Genomic DNA, 15,805 nt, shown 5'->3' with positions numbered 1-15,805 from the left:
GTGGCTCCTTATCTTAAGCTAGCAGCTAAAATGTCTTTATGTGTATACATTAAAATAGTCTCACAGAAATTAACTTGCATATCTGCTGCCAAAATTCAATGAAATAACTATTTGTTTATCCGGGGAGCATTCCAAATGCCCCCAAGACTCCTGCAGGAAGAGAGGCCTAGATGAGACCATGGAGTGCCTCAGCACGGAAGGGGCTCATCAGCCGCCTGCGGAAATGACCTGACCCCCAAAAGTTAGAGTAAAAATTTAACGATTGGGGTGTTTTTTGTTGGCGAAGTATACGGGCAAATTCAAATCAAAAATCGCAAAAGAATATCTGGAAGGAAAACTAAGTTATCGCAGTCTAGCGGAGAAATATGAAATTCCTACGACCACGCTTCGAGGTTGGGTAAGAATTTATAAACATTTTGGAGAAAAACAATTAGTGGTGAAAAATAAGGATCAGGAAATTTACTCTGTTCAATTTAAGCGAGATGTATTAAGCTTTATGAAGAGTACTGGTGCTTCAGCGTCCGACACAGCTCTTCAATTTGGAATCAAGAATCCCTCCATGTTATCTAGATGGAGAAAATCATTCCAGGAAGGCAAATCTGAAGCTCAGAATAACCAGAGGGAGCTGCTTCCTATGCCTGATAAATCGAAGAAGCAAAAGAAGAAACCGATAAATAATAAAGAAACAGTGACTTTAAAGCAATTAGAAAGAGAAAATGAGCTTTTACGTTTAGAGGTGGCCTATTTAAAAAAGTTGCGAGCTTTTCAGGAAGATCCGGAAGCCTTTCTCGAAAAGCACAAACAGCGTTATCAGCCGAACTCAAAAAACAATTCAAATTAAAAGATGTCTTAAACATTGTTGGAATCCCTGAATCATCCTACCACTACCATATGAACGGAAAGAAAGAAGAAGAGGACTCAGACCAAGTATTGAAAGAATGTATTGGAGAAATATTTAAAGAATATAAAGGAATTTATGGTTACCGTAGAATCAAAAAAGCTTTGGAAGAAGACTATGGCTATATCGTAAATCATAAGAAAGTTCAACGTCTGATGAAAGAAATGGGACTCCAATGTGTGAAGTTTGGAAGAAAATCAAGAAAATATAATGCTTACAAGGGAACGGTAGGTAAGGTGGCGAAGAACCGTATGAATCGTCGGTTTCACACGAAAATACCTTATCAGAAATTGACCACAGATATCACAGAATTTAAGTGTTCAGGAGGAAAGAAACTCTATTTAAGTCCAATCCTGGACATGTTTAACGGGGAAATATTATCTTACGGCATCAGCACATCTCCAACACTTGAATTCGTATTGAATCCACTTGAAGAAGCGCTAGACACTGTCAAAAACTCAAAATATAGGACAACCATCCATTCTGATCAAGGATGGCATTATCAACATGATAAATGGGTGAAAACCCTCAAGGGAAATAAGGTATTTCAAAGTATGTCACGTAAAGGGAATTGTATAGATAACGCACCAATTGAAAGCTTTTTCGGTATATTAAAGCAAGAAATGTATCACGGAGAGCCTCTCTGTACCTATGATGAATTAAAGATTAAGATTGAGGAATATATTTCTCTATATAATAATAAACGTATTAAGAAAAAGCTGGATGGTATGAGTCCCGTTCAATACCGAATTCATACCAGCCAACTTGCAGCTTAAAAACTCCAACTTTTGGGGGTCACACCAAAAGCGAAGGGGGCATTTGGAATGCGGACCTTCAGCAGGATAATTAAAAAGCAAAACGAACATTACTCTGAATTAAGGTAATCAGGACTTTGTATCGATTATGAATCATTTTCCAGTTATAAAAGGTTAACATTAAAAGCTTTTTATTCAATACTGTTCGTCTCTTATTTGGCTGGTATTAGTTAAGTCCCAGCCTCTTTTCTTTGTTTAATCGCTACATGAATTGAAAAGCTTGCTATAATAAAATTGTAAATAGTAATAGAAAGGAATTTGCATGATGCCAGATCAATCAAAGAGTATGATTAAATTAAATGAAGTCCGTACTGAATTGACTCGTTTTATGATTACTTATAAATTTGCAATGGATGAAATGAACACAAAGTTAAATATACTTCGAGAGGAATTTCAATTTATTCATGAATATAATCCAATTGAACATATTACCTCACGGATCAAATCACCAGAAAGTATGTTAAAAAAACTGCAGAGAAAAAATTTGCCGATTTCCATAGATTCGATTAAAGAAAATGTGAAAGATATAGTAGGGATTCGTGTTGTGTGTTCGTTTATTTCAGATATTTACACGATCAGCAAGATGATTCAGCAACAAAAGGATGTTAAGCTAATTGAGGAAAAGGATTATATAAAAGATCCAAAAGAAAATGGCTATAAAAGTCTGCACCTCATCTTAGCAATTCCAGTATTCATGTCAGACAGGGAAGAAGAAGTATATGTCGAATTGCAAATTCGCACGGTCGCCATGGATTTCTGGGCGAGTCTGGAGCATAAAATTTATTACAAATATAATGGGGATATACCGAATCATTTAACGGGAGAAATTACAGAGGCAGCTCGTGTAGCAAATGAACTTGATATGAAAATGGAAAAGCTCAATAAAGAAGTTGATGAAATCAAGCGAAAAAATGAAGAAGAAGATCTAAATTATCTGCAGATTAATGAAGAAAAAATTCATTTGCCGATTAACTTTTTGAAGACATTGACGAATGGATATTTAAAATAAATATATCCCCTTAGCCAATTGGAGAAAGGGATGCGGTCATTGAAAAGGTTTAATCTTTCATCTTAAGAGTGAAGCATTTTAATAATGAACTGATAAAGAAAAAGTATTCCATCTAAAAACAGCCTATGTTATAGAAAGGGCTGTTTTTAGACTGTCCTTATTTAAACGTGTGGTTGAGCGTTTTATTTCTTTCTTACGATTGTTTCCGTTGCTATATCATGCGGGAGCAAAGCACCTTCAGCCTGCTCAAAGCTTTTACGGTCGCGTATATAGTTTATTGTACTCATTGTATCTCTGTAAGCCATTCTCTTGATAATTTGTTTGTCTGTAAGTGAATTGCCAGCCTGATTAACAAGTTCCAGACCCATTAGTTTATAGCCAACCGTCTGTCCGCATGACTTTAACTGTACGTACTCCAGTGCATATTGCGTGATAATCGGTGTAACAACTCCGTGGAAAGCCTCATTTTTAATTTTCTTTCTCAAAAAATATTCCGCGCCGAGAGATACTGCAGAAGATAAGAAGGAATCAATCATAATTGCTTTAAATCTCTTTTTTGTAAGTTCTTTCATTTTCATACCTCCATAGAATGTAGTTACTAGATTATACGTCTTTATTAAGATATAGGTTTCAATAATGTTTTTTCTTATTTAAGGAAAAAATATAGTGAAAAGATGCTCGAAGAAAATCGGTTCTTGCTGTTTGCTGCGCATGGTGAGTGATTTTCCTATCAAGGGAAAAAATATACGAGAATGAGTAGAAACCAAATATAGTAATGAAAAGGAAGGAGATGCATAAACGACTATTCGATCTACAGCATCCTTAGCTCTATTATGAAAAGCACATAGTTTATTGTTAAACACTAGAAATGTCCTAGTTGAATAGATGAAGATTTTTCTTAAATTAGGAAAAAACGAGTTTTTAAATTCATTTTGGGAGTATTCACCCTTTTTTTACTAGAGTCTAATGGAGTGAAAAGTAATCGTATTATATTCGCAACAATCTTTCCGACTATTTATGAAATGGTTAAATTTTCCGATTTTTATTACAATTCTTTCTGTTAAGATGTGAGTTAACTGTAATCTTATTAACATATTTTTGTAATAAAAATGAGAAGGGAGAGGTGGTGTGAATAAAAAACAGTGGAGCGGTTTAATTATCTTAGTAATTCTGATTCTGTCAACGGCTTATACATATGCGGCTGCAAGTGAATCAGCTTTAAATACGTATAAACAGCCATTCTATGAATTGATGACAAAATTGGAAACAGTAATTGTAAATGTTAAACAGCAGCATGATCATCAACTGCAGTATGAGGTTATAAAAATAAAAGAACAAAAAGAAGATGAATTGAATTTATATGCGAGTCAAGAATTTGAACGAATTATAAAAGAGATTAAGGGATATCATGCGAATCTTAAAGAAGAAATAGAAGCAATGGATGGTAACCAAGGAGTGAAGCAGCTTTCAAATTATGAAAGCGTAAAGCAGGAAGTAATTATAGAGGACATTAATGCTGAAATTACAGATTATCTTTCTGAAGTATTATCAAACCGATAAAATAAAAGGGGTGTCACGGTTGAAAAAAATCTTAGGGACTTTAAAAGGAAAAATTCTTGCAGTTCTTGTTGCGGTAGGGCTAGTTTCAGGGGCAGGGATTGTTTTTGCTGCAACGGGTGCAGGGGAGCAATTGCAGATTTGGTATGCATCACTGTTTAACCAAACAGTAGACAATATAGAGGCTGATGTTGAAGCATACAGTGAAGGTAAGCTTGCAGATTTAACTGCAGAGTATGAAGAGTTAAAAGCTACTGCAGGTGTAGACATTGACTTAAGCAGAGAGTTAGCTACTGGAAATTCATTAGAGGAAATAATCCAGGCTAAACTAGCGCATATTGAAGAAATCGATGCAGAGCAGCAGGAAATACTCGCGAATATTGGCTACGAATTTTATAATGTCTTCCTTGATGGATACATGGAAATTATTAGAAATACTAATAAAGGACTGGAGTATGCAACAAATGATTTGGGAATCTATACAGCTGAATTAGGAAATGAAGCGATTGGTCAAATGACGAATGATATTACTGCTGTTAAGGATAACGCAGTGGCTGATTTAGAGAATGCAATTCGTCAAGCACAGGAAACGCTCGGTGCAGAGCTGGAAACACAGGAAGAAATAACGACGCGTAATTTGATGAATCAAGTTAATTGGGCAGTCGATGACTTACGCAAAAATGTAGTTGAAGTATTGGATGGACTCGTTACTGAACAAGAAGCTGTAATCATTGCTAAGGCAAAAGAACTTGAGAACGAAGCAAAGGCAGCTTTAGATGAGGTTGTCTCAGGGATAAATAAGTAATTTATAAGCAGGGATAGTATGAACTGTGCTGTATACTTCATACTATCCCGGTGTTATAACTTGGAGGTCAGAATGAAAAATAAGAAAAAGTGGCTTATCAGCTTCCTGATTGTTTTTGTTATCAGTTGCGGCAGCTTCGGGGCAGTCATTGCCGATACTTCTATTACTGGCATGCTTTCAAGCTGGCTGACAAATAAATCGGACGAGGCTATCCAGGAGATAGATAAAGAAATTCTAGAAGAACAAGCAGTGCAGACAGAACGTTTAAAAGCGGAGCTTGATGAAAGTCTCGAGAAGCTGAATGGTGAAATGAATGCTTTTATCGAAGCGGAAAAAGAAAAAAGAGTTTTAGCTCTGCAAGGATATGCTGACAAGTTAATCGCTGAAATGGATATAAATGAAGCAGACCAGAAGGCAGAAATTGAAAGAGAAATAGAACGTATCTATAGGGAGGCAAGTCAGGAAATAGAACAATTAAAAATGAAGATTGAAATACAAAGTGAAGAAGAGCACGAGGAAACGGGTGAATGAAGGGACAGAAATTTACCTCCTCATGCTCTTTTATTATGTTTTTTTATTCTGCAGTCAACTGTGTTACTTTCCCGCGACATATACCACACTTAAAAAGGATTATTCATTTTTCTTTTTTTGAAATACCCCGCCCAATGAAAAAACCATAAATACTCCTTGAGATAATATGCTGCATCTTCTAGTAAAAAATACAACAGCAAAACGCAACTCATTTTAAGTTGACGTAATCGCAGTTCGTTTTTATTGAATTAGCGCAACACTTTCTATAAAATTAAATTTAGTATGCTAAATACTTATAAAAGGTAACCTGCTTATTAAAATGTGGTACCTTAAAAAATACAAATGAAGTGAAACCAAGCATTTTAATGTTATATGAATATACTGAAGGTGGGAACATAAATGGAACCGTATCGCATAAATCCGGATAAAGGAATGGAGTTTGGAATTTATACACTGGGAGATCATATACCAGACCCGCATACTGGAGAAAGAATTTCAGCACAGCAAAGATTGCAGGAAATCATTGAATTAGCGAAGCTGTCAGAACAAGCAGGCTTAGACTTTTTCAGTGTCGGTGAAAGTCACCAAGAGTATTTTGCAACACAAGCTCATTCCGTAGTTTTGGCAGCAATTGCTCAAGCAACAGAGAAAATAAAAATCGCAAGCTCTTCAACGATTATAAGTACTTCAGATCCGGTTCGGGTTTTTGAAGACTTTGCTACAATTGACTTAATATCGAATGGTCGTGCAGAGATTATTGCAGGGCGTGCATCCAGAGTGGGTTTATTTGAATTATTGGGTTATGATATTCGTGATTATGAAGAATTATATGAGGAAAAATTTGATTTACTGCTTCAAATTAATGAACAAGAAACAGTAAACTGGGATGGGGAATTCCGTGCACCTTTAAAAAATGCACAAATCATACCAAGGCCTAAAACAGGCAAGCTGCCAATTTGGCGAGCAGTCGGCGGTCCACCTGCCAGTGCGATTAAAGCTGGCTATAAGGGAGTGCCAATGTTCCTTGCTACATTAGGGGGGCCTGCGACGAGCTTTAAGTATTCTATTGATGTCTATCGGGAAACAGCAGCCAGAAATGGCCATGACCCTGAACAATTGCCAGTTTCAACGGCAGGCTTATTTTATACTGCTGAAACAACACAGCAGGCACAAAAGGAATACTATCCATACATCAATGAAGGAATGAAATTAACAAACGGGAGAGGCTATCCAAAGCAGCACTTTGCTCAGTCATCCGATAAACGTGATGTAATGAATATAGGAAGTCCCCAGCAAATAATTGAAAAAATACTTTATCAGCATGAATTATTTGGACACCAGCGCTATATTGCTCAAATTGACTTTGGTGGAGTTCCCTTTGAAAAACTAATGAAGAATATTGAATTGATTGGTAATGAGATATTACCAGCAATCCGAAAATATACAGCAAAGAAGTAAGGAGAGATAACGATGAAAGTTGCATTATTACAGGGTTCCATTGTTGGTTCGAAAACAAGAACGGCAATGGAATACGTACAGAATGTTTTTAAAAATAACTATCCTGACGCAGAGACAGCTATGCTTGATCTGGCTAAATATGATATCCCCTTTAGTGATGGGAGAAATTACTTGGAATATACGGGAGATGCCGGGCATGTTACGAAAACTTTGATGGATGCAGATGTAATTGTAATTGGTACTCCAATATTCCAAGCTTCGATTCCGGCAACACTTAAAAATATCTTTGATTTGCTTCCTGAGCAGGCTTTAATGAACAAAGTAGTAAGCATTGTAGTTACAGCGGGCTCGCCAAAGCATTATTTAATTCCAGAAACGCAAATTAAGCCGATTATAGCTTATATGAAAGGTCAACTTACACAGTCCTATGTGTTCATTGAGGAAAAGGACTTTTATCTTAAAGAAATTATTAATGACGATGTTCTATTTAGAATTGATCGTTTGGTAGAGGATACAGTTTCGTTAAATAAAGCATTAGTGGAACAGCGTGCTGCTAGAGAAGCAGAGTATGGATTTTAATTTTTATTCATTTTTATGTTTGACAACGAAGGACGTTGGTACAAAAGAAATATAATTTAACAACATCCGAACGATATTTTAAATTCGTTCGGATGTTAAGTGAAATCCTGACTATCTTAATTCAGTACTTTGCAGACTCCTTTGAAAAATCGCAGCCCGAATACACTTCGCTTTCCAGGGGCGGCATTCAATATCCATGCTATTTAAAAGCCTGTACAAGCCATAGCCAGTTGGACCGGCTTCATAGCACACGTGTAATTGTTCCGGCTTGCCTAACTTATTCATTAATTTTCTTATGGACTGTACAGAATAGCTTATCATCCCAATGTATCTAGGCTTTGAACGACCCTCGTCAGCGACTGCCACCGCAATATTCTCCTTAGAAACGTCTAACCCAACATATTTTGTGGTATTATTCATTATAACTAGCTCCTTTCATATAATAGCTCTGATTTGGTTTAGTATGTTCTTACTTATTCTATACCCAAATTAACCTACGAGATTACGAATAGGGGCTAGTTTCGTTCATAATAACTCCTGCAGGAAGAGAGGCCTAGATGAGACCATGGAGTGCATCAGCACGGGGCAGATTAAGTACGCCACGTCCTGTGGCAACATCTGCACTAGCACGTCCTGTGCGTCGGGGCTCATCAGCCGCCTGCGGAAAGCGAAGGGGCAATTGGAATGCGGACCTTCAGCAGGATAATTAAACAGCAAAACGAACATTACTCTGAATTAAGGTAATCAGGATTTTGTATCGACTATGAATCATTTTCCAGTTATAAAAGGTTAACATTAAAAGCTCTTAATTCGATAATGTTCGTCTTTTATTTGGTTGGTATTAGTTGAGTCTCTGCCTCTTTTTTTGTTCTGAAAATTAATACGGTTGTGGCCAATGAAGTGAAATATAATAACGATAAAAGCCTAATATAAATTAACTGAATTACGATAATCTATAAGGTCTGACGATAAGAAATTTGCTTTCCTTTCATTGGATAGATTATCATTTAATTATTAGTTCTCACAGAATTATGTGAAATCCATCACTATATCACAGCAAAATGTTTTATTATTGCAGACAGAGGAAAAGGGGAATTGTAATTGAACATTGGGATAGACAAAATTGGTTTTCATACACCACATTTATACGTTGACATGAATAAGCTCGCAGTGGCGAGGGATGTAGAACCAGAAAAATTTACGATTGGAATTGGTCAGGAAAAGATGGCGCTTGCACCGAAAACACAGGATGCGGTAACGTTAGCAGCAAATGCAGCGCAACTTATACTTGATGAAAATGATAAGGAAAAAATTGATTTAGTTATCTTTGGTACTGAATCTGGAATAGATCATTCGAAATCGGCTGCAGTTTATATCCATCGTTTACTTGGGATAAACCCATATGCTCGTTCAATCGAACTTAAACAAGCATGCTATGGAGCAACTGCTGGAATCCAAATGGCGAAAGGGCATATTGCATTGAACCCAGAAAGCAAAGTACTTGTTCTCGGTGCAGATATTGCGAGATATGGACTGAACACATCGGGAGAATCAACACAAGGAGCAGGAGCAGTTGCTTTAGTGATCAGCAAGAATCCGAAGCTGCTTGTATTGGAAGAAGAAAGTGCTTATTTAACTGATGATATTATGGACTTTTGGCGTCCGGTTTATTCTGATACAGCATTTGTTGATGGGAAATTCTCGAATGAGCAATATATTTCATTCTTTAATAAAGTCTGGGAAAAGTATAAGGAAAAAACAAATTTAGCCTTAAAAGACTTCTCAGCAATTTGTTTCCATCTTCCATATACTAAAATGGGACTAAAAGCATTACGCACGATTTTAGAAGAGGGAACGGAAGAGGAACAAACACGATTAAAAAAACATTATCAAACAAGTACATTGTATAATCGGATTGTAGGCAATATTTATACAGGCTCTTTATATTTAAGTTTGTTATCCTTGCTTGAACAAAATGATGATTTAAAAGCTGGATCAAGAATAGGTTTATACAGCTATGGATCAGGTGCAGTAGGTGAGTTCTTTTCTGGTAATCTGCAGCCTGATTACAAGGAATATCTATATACAGATGAGCATCTGGAAATGTTCGATAGACGAAAAGAGGTAAGTGTTGAAGAATATGAAGCAATATTTATAGATACCTTACCTTCTGATGGTTCAGATGTTGTTCTAAATCATACGGATGACCCGGCAGCGATTTACCTGGCCGGAATAGAAGATAATAAACGAATATATAGAAGTGGAAAGTAAGTAAGATAAAAGCTCTGGCAATTTCCTGCCAGAGCTTTTAATTAAGCTTTGTTAAAGTGATAGCTGACTTCTGCCAGCTGATCATTATATTCTACTTTAAAATCGTATCCACTAAAAAACCATTCATCATTTTTCTCGACGAAATATGTAATTCCATCAATTGTTTCAGTTGATAGAGGATCCTCAGGAGTGCCTATATTGATTCCTACTGAAAAATTATCATGCACCTCAGTCTTACCATAGACTTTACCGAAAAAGCGAACACCTTCCCCTTTTTCTAAACCCATTTCGTCTATATACCACTTATGTGCTTGCTCCGATACAGTAATTTTCATATTGTCAGCAGATATTACTCTGCAACCTCCTCTCAGAACTTAAAAGCTATTATTAGTTTAGCATATAATTTTGATTTAGCCATTATTCGTGCTGCAAAGGTCAACGAATGTTCAAAATTGTTTTTTGGCTTTTCAGCTCTTTTCTATTCATCTTCATGCTACTATAAAGCGAGGCGGAATGTAGTAAAACCAGTTTAGATTAAAGGAATAAAGGGTGGTAGTATGAGTGTTTGGCTATATGCAAATATAATTCTAATCATTATCGTTATAACGACGATTGATTATCAATTATCTGCGCTTCCGGTCCATGTTATTTTTGGTTTATTAGGATTTATTCTTGTATTATTTAATTGGACAAGACATGCTTTTTTCTCAACGATTCGTAATGCGCGTCATCGCAGCAAAAAGATTCGTTTAGCGGCAATATCAAAGAAAATATTGCCATTCCACCGCTGGGTTGGCTCGACTGCTTTAGTTTTTATTATTACACATGCTGTCCTGATTATAAAAAAATATGGTTTTCTTGTTTCAGACTGGAAAATGCTGAGTGGTCTGGCAGCCGGCATAATTCTCCTTGCAATGGTTGCAACGGGATGGCTGCGTTATTATCTGCCATCTGGAAGCAGAAGGAGGGCTCATATTATTATAGGTTTTATTTTATTTTTCTTTGTTGCCTTTCACACGTTACTTTTCTAATAGAATAGATAATATGAATGAATGCGTTTACAACATATGTTTATTGTTATAAAATAAAGAAAAATCAATATTTATAATGTGTGCAGTAATGATAATTGTGTAAATTAATCTTTTTCTATAACAGGGAGGGGTTTTTGATGGGAGAAACAAAGCATTCTGGGCCCGTTAAGCTGCCGTTAAAGCCAGAACCGAAGCTTTGGGCCAGTAAAGTGCCTTTTGGATTAGGGAAGGTTAAGCCACATCATATACGTGATATGTTAAAGGTTGCCTGGGATAATAAAGATAATTTACCTTATGCAAAAAGAATATTGACTCAGGGAGTATGTGATGGCTGTGCATTGGGGGTGTCTGGCCTGCGCGATCAGACACTGCGGGGAGTTCATCTTTGTACAACAAGATTGAATGTGCTCCGCCTGAATACCATGCCAGAAATCAAAGAAGCAGATCTTCGTAGAGATATAGAAGACTTGCGCAAATTATCAAGTACTGAGCTTCGCAAGCTTGGGAGGATTCCTTATCCGCTTATTCGCGAACCTGGTGAAGGGCGATTTCGCAGAATCACTTGGGATAATGCAATGGAAAAAATCGCGGATAAGATGAAAAGACTTAATCCAAAACGATTTGCATTTTACACAACCTCTCGTGGGATTACCAATGAAGTGTATTACACACTTGGTAAAGTTGCACGTTTTTTAGGCACGAATAATATCGATAACGCTTCAAGGATTTGTCATTCTCCTTCAAAGACCGCCCTTAATCGTTCCGTTGGTGTTGGCGCTTCAACTTGTAATTATAAAGATTGGATTGGTACAGATGTATTGTTGTTCTGGGGTTCTGTAGCTGCTAATAATCAGCCAGTATCAACGAAATATATGTATGCTGCCAAAAGAAAAGGCACAAAGATTATTATGATTAATCCCTATCATGAACCAGCAATGGATGAGTATTGGGTGCCATCAATTCCTGAATCAGCTTTGTTCGGCACGAAGCTGGCTGATGATGTATATCAAGTGAATATTGGTGGAGATATCGCATTTATGCATGGAATTATGAAGCATTGGTTTGAAATGGAATTAGAAAATCCGGGGTCAGCTCTAAATCATACTTTTATTAAAGAACATGTAAATGGTTTAGAGGATCTCCAAGAAAAAGTAATGCAATATAATTGGGAACAGCTGGAATCAACGTCTGGTATCTCTAAAGAGCGGATGCTCGAACTCGCACGGCTGCTTGCGAATTCAGAATCTGCTGTATTTGTCTGGTCTATGGGGCTGACACAGCATCGATTTGGAACAGATAATATTTCACAAGTTGCAAATCTGGCGTTATTAAGAGGTTTTCTTGGCAGAGAGCATTGCGGTTTAATGCCAATTCGCGGCCACTCGGGAGTGCAGGGGTCCGGAGAGATGGGAGCAGATCCGTTTGTTCTTCCCGGTGGAGGAATGGATAGCGAAAACCGCCAGCGGGTGGAAAACATCTGGGACTTTGAAATTCCAAAATGGCAAGGTGATATTGTTGGAGTTTCATTAGAAAATGCCTTACTACCAGATGAACATGAGCGCAAACTGTCTCTTTATTATTTATCTGGCGGGAATTTTCTCGAAACGATGCCTAACCCGGATTTTGTACAACATTGCTTAGAAAATATTGATCTCCGTGTCCATCAAGATATTATTTTAAATTCATCTACGCTTGTTGATGCTAAAGAGGCGGTAATCGTTCTTCCTGCAATGACAAGATACGAACAAATTGGCGGCGGGACATCTACATCAACAGAAAGAATGGTTTACTTTTCTCCAGAAATCAAAGGACCCCGGATTGAAGAAGCAAGATGTGAATGGGAAATTTATATTGACCTTGCTCAAAGAGTGAAGCCAGATGAAAGCGACAAGATTAGATTTGAACATGCGCAGGAAATTCGTGACGAAATAGCGCTAGCTGCACCAAACTACAATGGTATCCAGCATTTAAAGATTAGGGGAGATTTATTCCAATGGGGTGGTGCATGGCTTTGTGAGGATGGAGTCTGTCCGACTGCTGATGGAAAAGGAAATCTAATTACAGTGGAAATCCCCGAACTTCGAAAAACTGAGGGGCAGTTTTATGTAACGACGCGAAGAGGCAAGCAATTTAATTCGATGATTTATGATGAGCGTGATCCATTTAACGCGGCAGATCGCGACGATGTGTTAATGAATGAAGAAGACGCTCAAGAACTCGGTATTGCTGAAGGAAATCCTATCGTGGTTTACAATCAGTATGGAATGTATAAAGGACTGGCGAAATTTGTTCCTGTGCGAAAAGGGAATATTGAATTGCATTGGCCAGAGGGAAATGTTGTCATTCCTCAAGGTGTCTATGAAGATTTTGCTGGAATACCTGAATATAATACAGCAGTAATAGTTGAAAAAGCAGATAGCTTCTATGCCCAAAAAGATACGAAATATGCAGAGAAGAGGGTTGAAGAGCTTGAGCTCGAACCCAGTTGAGGAGGGGGTTCTGGTGAAAGAACCAGAAAGGTCAGGCTGGAAAACGATAAGAATATCTGGATCTGGAGAGGAAATTTTATATGAAAAAATTACTCCTGAATTTCCTGTAACGATTATATTAGACGGTCAAGAATTTGCGACAATTGTCTGCTCACCGAGTGAATTAGAGAATCTGACAATTGGTTTTTTAGCCTCAGAAGGGGTTATTCGGACATATAATGAGATAAAGTCACTTCAGATAGATGGCTACAAAGGCTATGTCTATATTCATTTGAAAAAGCCAGTTACAGCAGAAAGGCTAGACCATTCCAGTCGCTTTATTGGGTCGTGCTGCGGGAAGAGCCGGCAATTTTACTTTAAGAGTGATGCACGAACTGCTAAGACGATTACAAATAAATTTACAGTATCGACTGCAGCCTGTTTTAAACTGATGAAGGAGTTAATGGAGGGATCCGAGGAATTTAATCAGACTGGCGGTGTGCACAATGCCGCACTTGCAACTGCAGAAAACTTATTAATAACTAGTACAGATATTGGAAGACACAATACGCTAGATAAAATTTTTGGAACGATGCTCCGTGATAAAATATCTGCCAGAGATAAACTAATCGTCTTTAGTGGTCGTATTTCCTCGGAAGTGCTTTTAAAGGTTTCGAAAATGGGAATCGGTTTTATCATTTCAAAAGCAGCCTTGACAGACCTTGCGGTTGAACTAGCGAATGATTTAGGAATCACTGTGATTGGCTTTGCAAGAGATGACCGCATGAATATTTATTCACACCCAGAGAGAATTTCCAATCTTTCAATTGAGAATAAATTAGGATGAATTACTAGAATAATATATACTATTGGAAAAGAAGATAGCTTATTTAAGATAAGGAGGAAAATGATGGTAAAGGTATTATTATTTGCAGAACTCCAGGATAGAATTGGTCACAATGAACTGGAAATTCCAATCGGAGAGACGAATGTTCAGCAATTAAAACAAAAGCTGGAACAGGAATACCCAGCATTAAGTCTGGAAAAAGTGATGACTGCAATCAATGAAGAATATGCAAATGATAGTGATGCAATTGCTGCAGGTGATACCGTTGCATTTATCCCGCCTGTCAGTGGAGGTTAATTGAATAGGAATCTTGGAATTTATGAGGGAGGCTATAAAATGGCGCAGGGTGAGTTGGCTGGCGTATTGCTTGCTGGTGGTGCATCAAGAAGATTTGGCAGTCCTAAAGCATTTGCAAGCGTTGAAGGCAAAGCCTTTTATCAGCACTCTCTTGAGACGCTTCAAGCAATCACAGAGACGATTCTAATTGTCACGAATCAAGAGCTGGAAGCGAAGTTTAAGAAGTTATCTGATAAGACTCTTCTTACAGATGAGGATAAATATAGCGGAAAAGGACCGCTGGCTGGACTATATTCTGCCATGCAAGCAAAATCAGCTGAATGGTACGTATTGATTCCAGTAGATGTACCATTCATGAAACCCGAAGTCTACCAAGTTTTGCTGGAACAAATCGAACGAAATAAACAAGCAATTATTCCTTTAGCAGGAGAAAGAATCCAGCCTCTCATTGCGCTTTACCATCATTCATTGAAGTCTAGTATAAAAGAATTACTAGATAATGAGCAATTGGCAATGCGAGCATTAATCGATATTTCTAAAGTGAAATATGTCCCATTTACAGAGGATGTTTTTTTCATTAATATTAATTGGCAAGAGGACTACAAAAGATATGTCAGGAATAGGGGTTAGGATGCTTATGCTTGAAGAACATTTGGAATTAACACCGCAACAGATACGCTGTGCAGTACTAACAGTAAGTGACACAAGAAACAAAAAGACGGATAAAAGCGGTAAGCTTATTATAGAACTGCTACAGGATAAAGAGTATGAGGTTGCTGCCTATGAAATTGTCCCTGATGACTCGGAAATCATTAAAGCAGCCGTAAAATTGCTTGTGAAAAATCATGCTGTAAATGCATTAATTTTAAATGGCGGTACGGGTATTGCGGCACGTGATGTGACAATAGAAGCAGTCAGGCCATTGTTTTCGAAGGAGTTACCCGGTTTTGGTGAAATATTTCGCATGCTAAGCTATCAGGAAGATATCGGCAGCGCGAGTATCCTTTCCCGAGCAACCTGCGGATCTATTAATCACCGCCTTGTATTTATCATACCTGGTTCAACCGGTGCGGTTCGTCTGGCAATGGAAAGGCTGATTATTCCAGAATTGGGTCATGGTGTACGTGAACTAAATAAAGATTTGTGATTCAGCAACTTTGCGTTCCTAGCTGGAAGCTTATCTAGTGTGCTGATAATATTGGTACAATAATAAAAATTATAGTGTCATACATCTATCAG

18 protein-coding genes and 1 pseudogene are annotated in these 15,805 nt (G+C 37.5%); 15 read left to right on the top strand and 4 right to left on the bottom strand.

Going from position 1 to position 15,805, the window contains the following annotated elements:
* Window positions 1–277 precede the first annotated feature (277 nt).
* The 3 genes and pseudogenes from NST93_RS08175 to NST93_RS08165 all read left to right on the top strand — a co-directional run bounded on the left by NST93_RS08175 (window position 278) and on the right by NST93_RS08165 (window position 2,722).
* Window positions 278–841, top strand: coding sequence for a helix-turn-helix domain-containing protein (locus NST93_RS08175; RefSeq protein WP_405097032.1), 564 nt, complete (start codon window positions 278–280; stop codon window positions 839–841).
* Window positions 805–1,674 (top strand): annotated as a pseudogene (locus tag NST93_RS08170) (IS3 family transposase); the annotation flags it as partial. The gene NST93_RS08175 and the pseudogene NST93_RS08170, both read left to right, overlap by 37 nt.
* A gap of 301 nt (window positions 1,675–1,975) precedes the next feature.
* Entirely contained in the window at window positions 1,976–2,722 is a 747-nt protein-coding gene (locus tag NST93_RS08165) for a GTP pyrophosphokinase family protein (RefSeq protein WP_405102986.1), read from the top strand.
* 182 nt (window positions 2,723–2,904) lie between these two features.
* Here the strand turns inward: NST93_RS08165 and NST93_RS08160 are convergent, their stop codons facing one another.
* A complete protein-coding gene (locus tag NST93_RS08160; RefSeq protein WP_405102984.1) occupies window positions 2,905–3,294 on the bottom strand; it encodes an RDD family protein in 390 nt (129 codons plus the stop codon).
* Between the two features lie 556 nt (window positions 3,295–3,850).
* On the opposite strand from NST93_RS08160, the gene NST93_RS08155 reads away from it, so the two are divergent.
* The 5 genes from NST93_RS08155 (at window position 3,851) to NST93_RS08135 (ending at window position 7,652) form a co-directional block, all read left to right on the top strand.
* Window positions 3,851–4,282, top strand: a complete 432-nt coding sequence (locus NST93_RS08155) for a hypothetical protein (RefSeq protein WP_405102982.1) — start codon at window positions 3,851–3,853, stop codon at window positions 4,280–4,282.
* Between the two features lie 19 nt (window positions 4,283–4,301).
* Window positions 4,302–5,084, top strand: coding sequence for a hypothetical protein (locus tag NST93_RS08150; RefSeq protein ID WP_405102980.1), 783 nt, complete (start codon window positions 4,302–4,304; stop codon window positions 5,082–5,084).
* Window positions 5,085–5,156: 72 nt separating this feature from the next.
* The gene (locus NST93_RS08145; protein WP_405102978.1) at window positions 5,157–5,615 is read left to right on the top strand and encodes a hypothetical protein; all 459 of its coding nucleotides are present in this window, start codon (window positions 5,157–5,159) and stop codon (window positions 5,613–5,615) included.
* A gap of 399 nt (window positions 5,616–6,014) precedes the next feature.
* On the top strand, window positions 6,015–7,073 hold the full coding sequence (locus tag NST93_RS08140; protein ID WP_405102976.1) for an LLM class flavin-dependent oxidoreductase: 1,059 nt from the start codon (window positions 6,015–6,017) through the stop codon (window positions 7,071–7,073).
* A gap of 12 nt (window positions 7,074–7,085) precedes the next feature.
* Entirely contained in the window at window positions 7,086–7,652 is a 567-nt protein-coding gene (locus NST93_RS08135) for an NADPH-dependent FMN reductase (RefSeq protein WP_405102974.1), read from the top strand.
* A 111-nt stretch (window positions 7,653–7,763) separates the two neighbouring features.
* On the opposite strand, the gene NST93_RS08130 is transcribed toward NST93_RS08135, so the two are convergent.
* Entirely contained in the window at window positions 7,764–8,072 is a 309-nt protein-coding gene (locus NST93_RS08130; RefSeq protein WP_405102972.1) for a hypothetical protein, read from the bottom strand.
* 133 nt (window positions 8,073–8,205) lie between these two features.
* Window positions 8,206–8,331 (bottom strand): hypothetical protein, encoded by a 126-nt coding sequence (locus NST93_RS08125; RefSeq protein WP_405096974.1) that lies wholly within the window; start codon window positions 8,329–8,331, stop codon window positions 8,206–8,208.
* 422 nt (window positions 8,332–8,753) lie between these two features.
* Here NST93_RS08125 and NST93_RS08120 point away from each other — a divergent pair, with 422 nt between their 5' ends.
* On the top strand, window positions 8,754–9,923 hold the full coding sequence (locus NST93_RS08120; protein WP_405102970.1) for a hydroxymethylglutaryl-CoA synthase: 1,170 nt from the start codon (window positions 8,754–8,756) through the stop codon (window positions 9,921–9,923).
* 41 nt (window positions 9,924–9,964) lie between these two features.
* On the opposite strand, the gene NST93_RS08115 is transcribed toward NST93_RS08120, so the two are convergent.
* On the bottom strand, window positions 9,965–10,258 hold the full coding sequence (locus tag NST93_RS08115; RefSeq protein ID WP_405102968.1) for a HesB/YadR/YfhF family protein: 294 nt from the start codon (window positions 10,256–10,258) through the stop codon (window positions 9,965–9,967).
* A gap of 222 nt (window positions 10,259–10,480) precedes the next feature.
* Between NST93_RS08115 and NST93_RS08110 the strand changes: the two genes are divergently transcribed.
* The 6 genes from NST93_RS08110 to NST93_RS08085 all read left to right on the top strand — a co-directional run bounded on the left by NST93_RS08110 (window position 10,481) and on the right by NST93_RS08085 (window position 15,713).
* On the top strand, window positions 10,481–10,954 hold the full coding sequence (locus NST93_RS08110; RefSeq protein WP_405102966.1) for a hypothetical protein: 474 nt from the start codon (window positions 10,481–10,483) through the stop codon (window positions 10,952–10,954).
* Between the two features lie 137 nt (window positions 10,955–11,091).
* Window positions 11,092–13,443 carry an FdhF/YdeP family oxidoreductase gene (locus NST93_RS08105; RefSeq protein ID WP_405102964.1) on the top strand — a complete coding sequence of 784 codons (2,352 nt, stop codon included), beginning with the start codon at window positions 11,092–11,094 and terminating at the stop codon, window positions 13,441–13,443.
* 13 nt (window positions 13,444–13,456) lie between these two features.
* The gene (gene fdhD / locus NST93_RS08100; RefSeq protein WP_405102962.1) at window positions 13,457–14,269 is read left to right on the top strand and encodes a formate dehydrogenase accessory sulfurtransferase FdhD; all 813 of its coding nucleotides are present in this window, start codon (window positions 13,457–13,459) and stop codon (window positions 14,267–14,269) included.
* 63 nt (window positions 14,270–14,332) lie between these two features.
* Window positions 14,333–14,566, top strand: a complete 234-nt coding sequence (gene moaD, locus NST93_RS08095; protein ID WP_405102960.1) for a molybdopterin converting factor subunit 1 — start codon at window positions 14,333–14,335, stop codon at window positions 14,564–14,566.
* A gap of 39 nt (window positions 14,567–14,605) precedes the next feature.
* The gene (locus tag NST93_RS08090) at window positions 14,606–15,196 is read left to right on the top strand and encodes a molybdenum cofactor guanylyltransferase (protein WP_405102958.1); all 591 of its coding nucleotides are present in this window, start codon (window positions 14,606–14,608) and stop codon (window positions 15,194–15,196) included.
* A 1-nt stretch (window position 15,197) separates the two neighbouring features.
* Entirely contained in the window at window positions 15,198–15,713 is a 516-nt protein-coding gene (locus tag NST93_RS08085; protein WP_405103802.1) for a molybdenum cofactor biosynthesis protein B, read from the top strand.
* Window positions 15,714–15,805 lie beyond the last annotated feature (92 nt).

Source organism: Oceanobacillus sp. FSL H7-0719 (assembly GCF_045040795.1).
In the GTDB taxonomy this organism is placed as follows: domain Bacteria; phylum Bacillota; class Bacilli; order Bacillales; family Amphibacillaceae; genus Oceanobacillus.
Note: the sequence above shows the minus strand (reverse complement) of the source record. Positions and strands in the feature narration are given on the sequence as shown.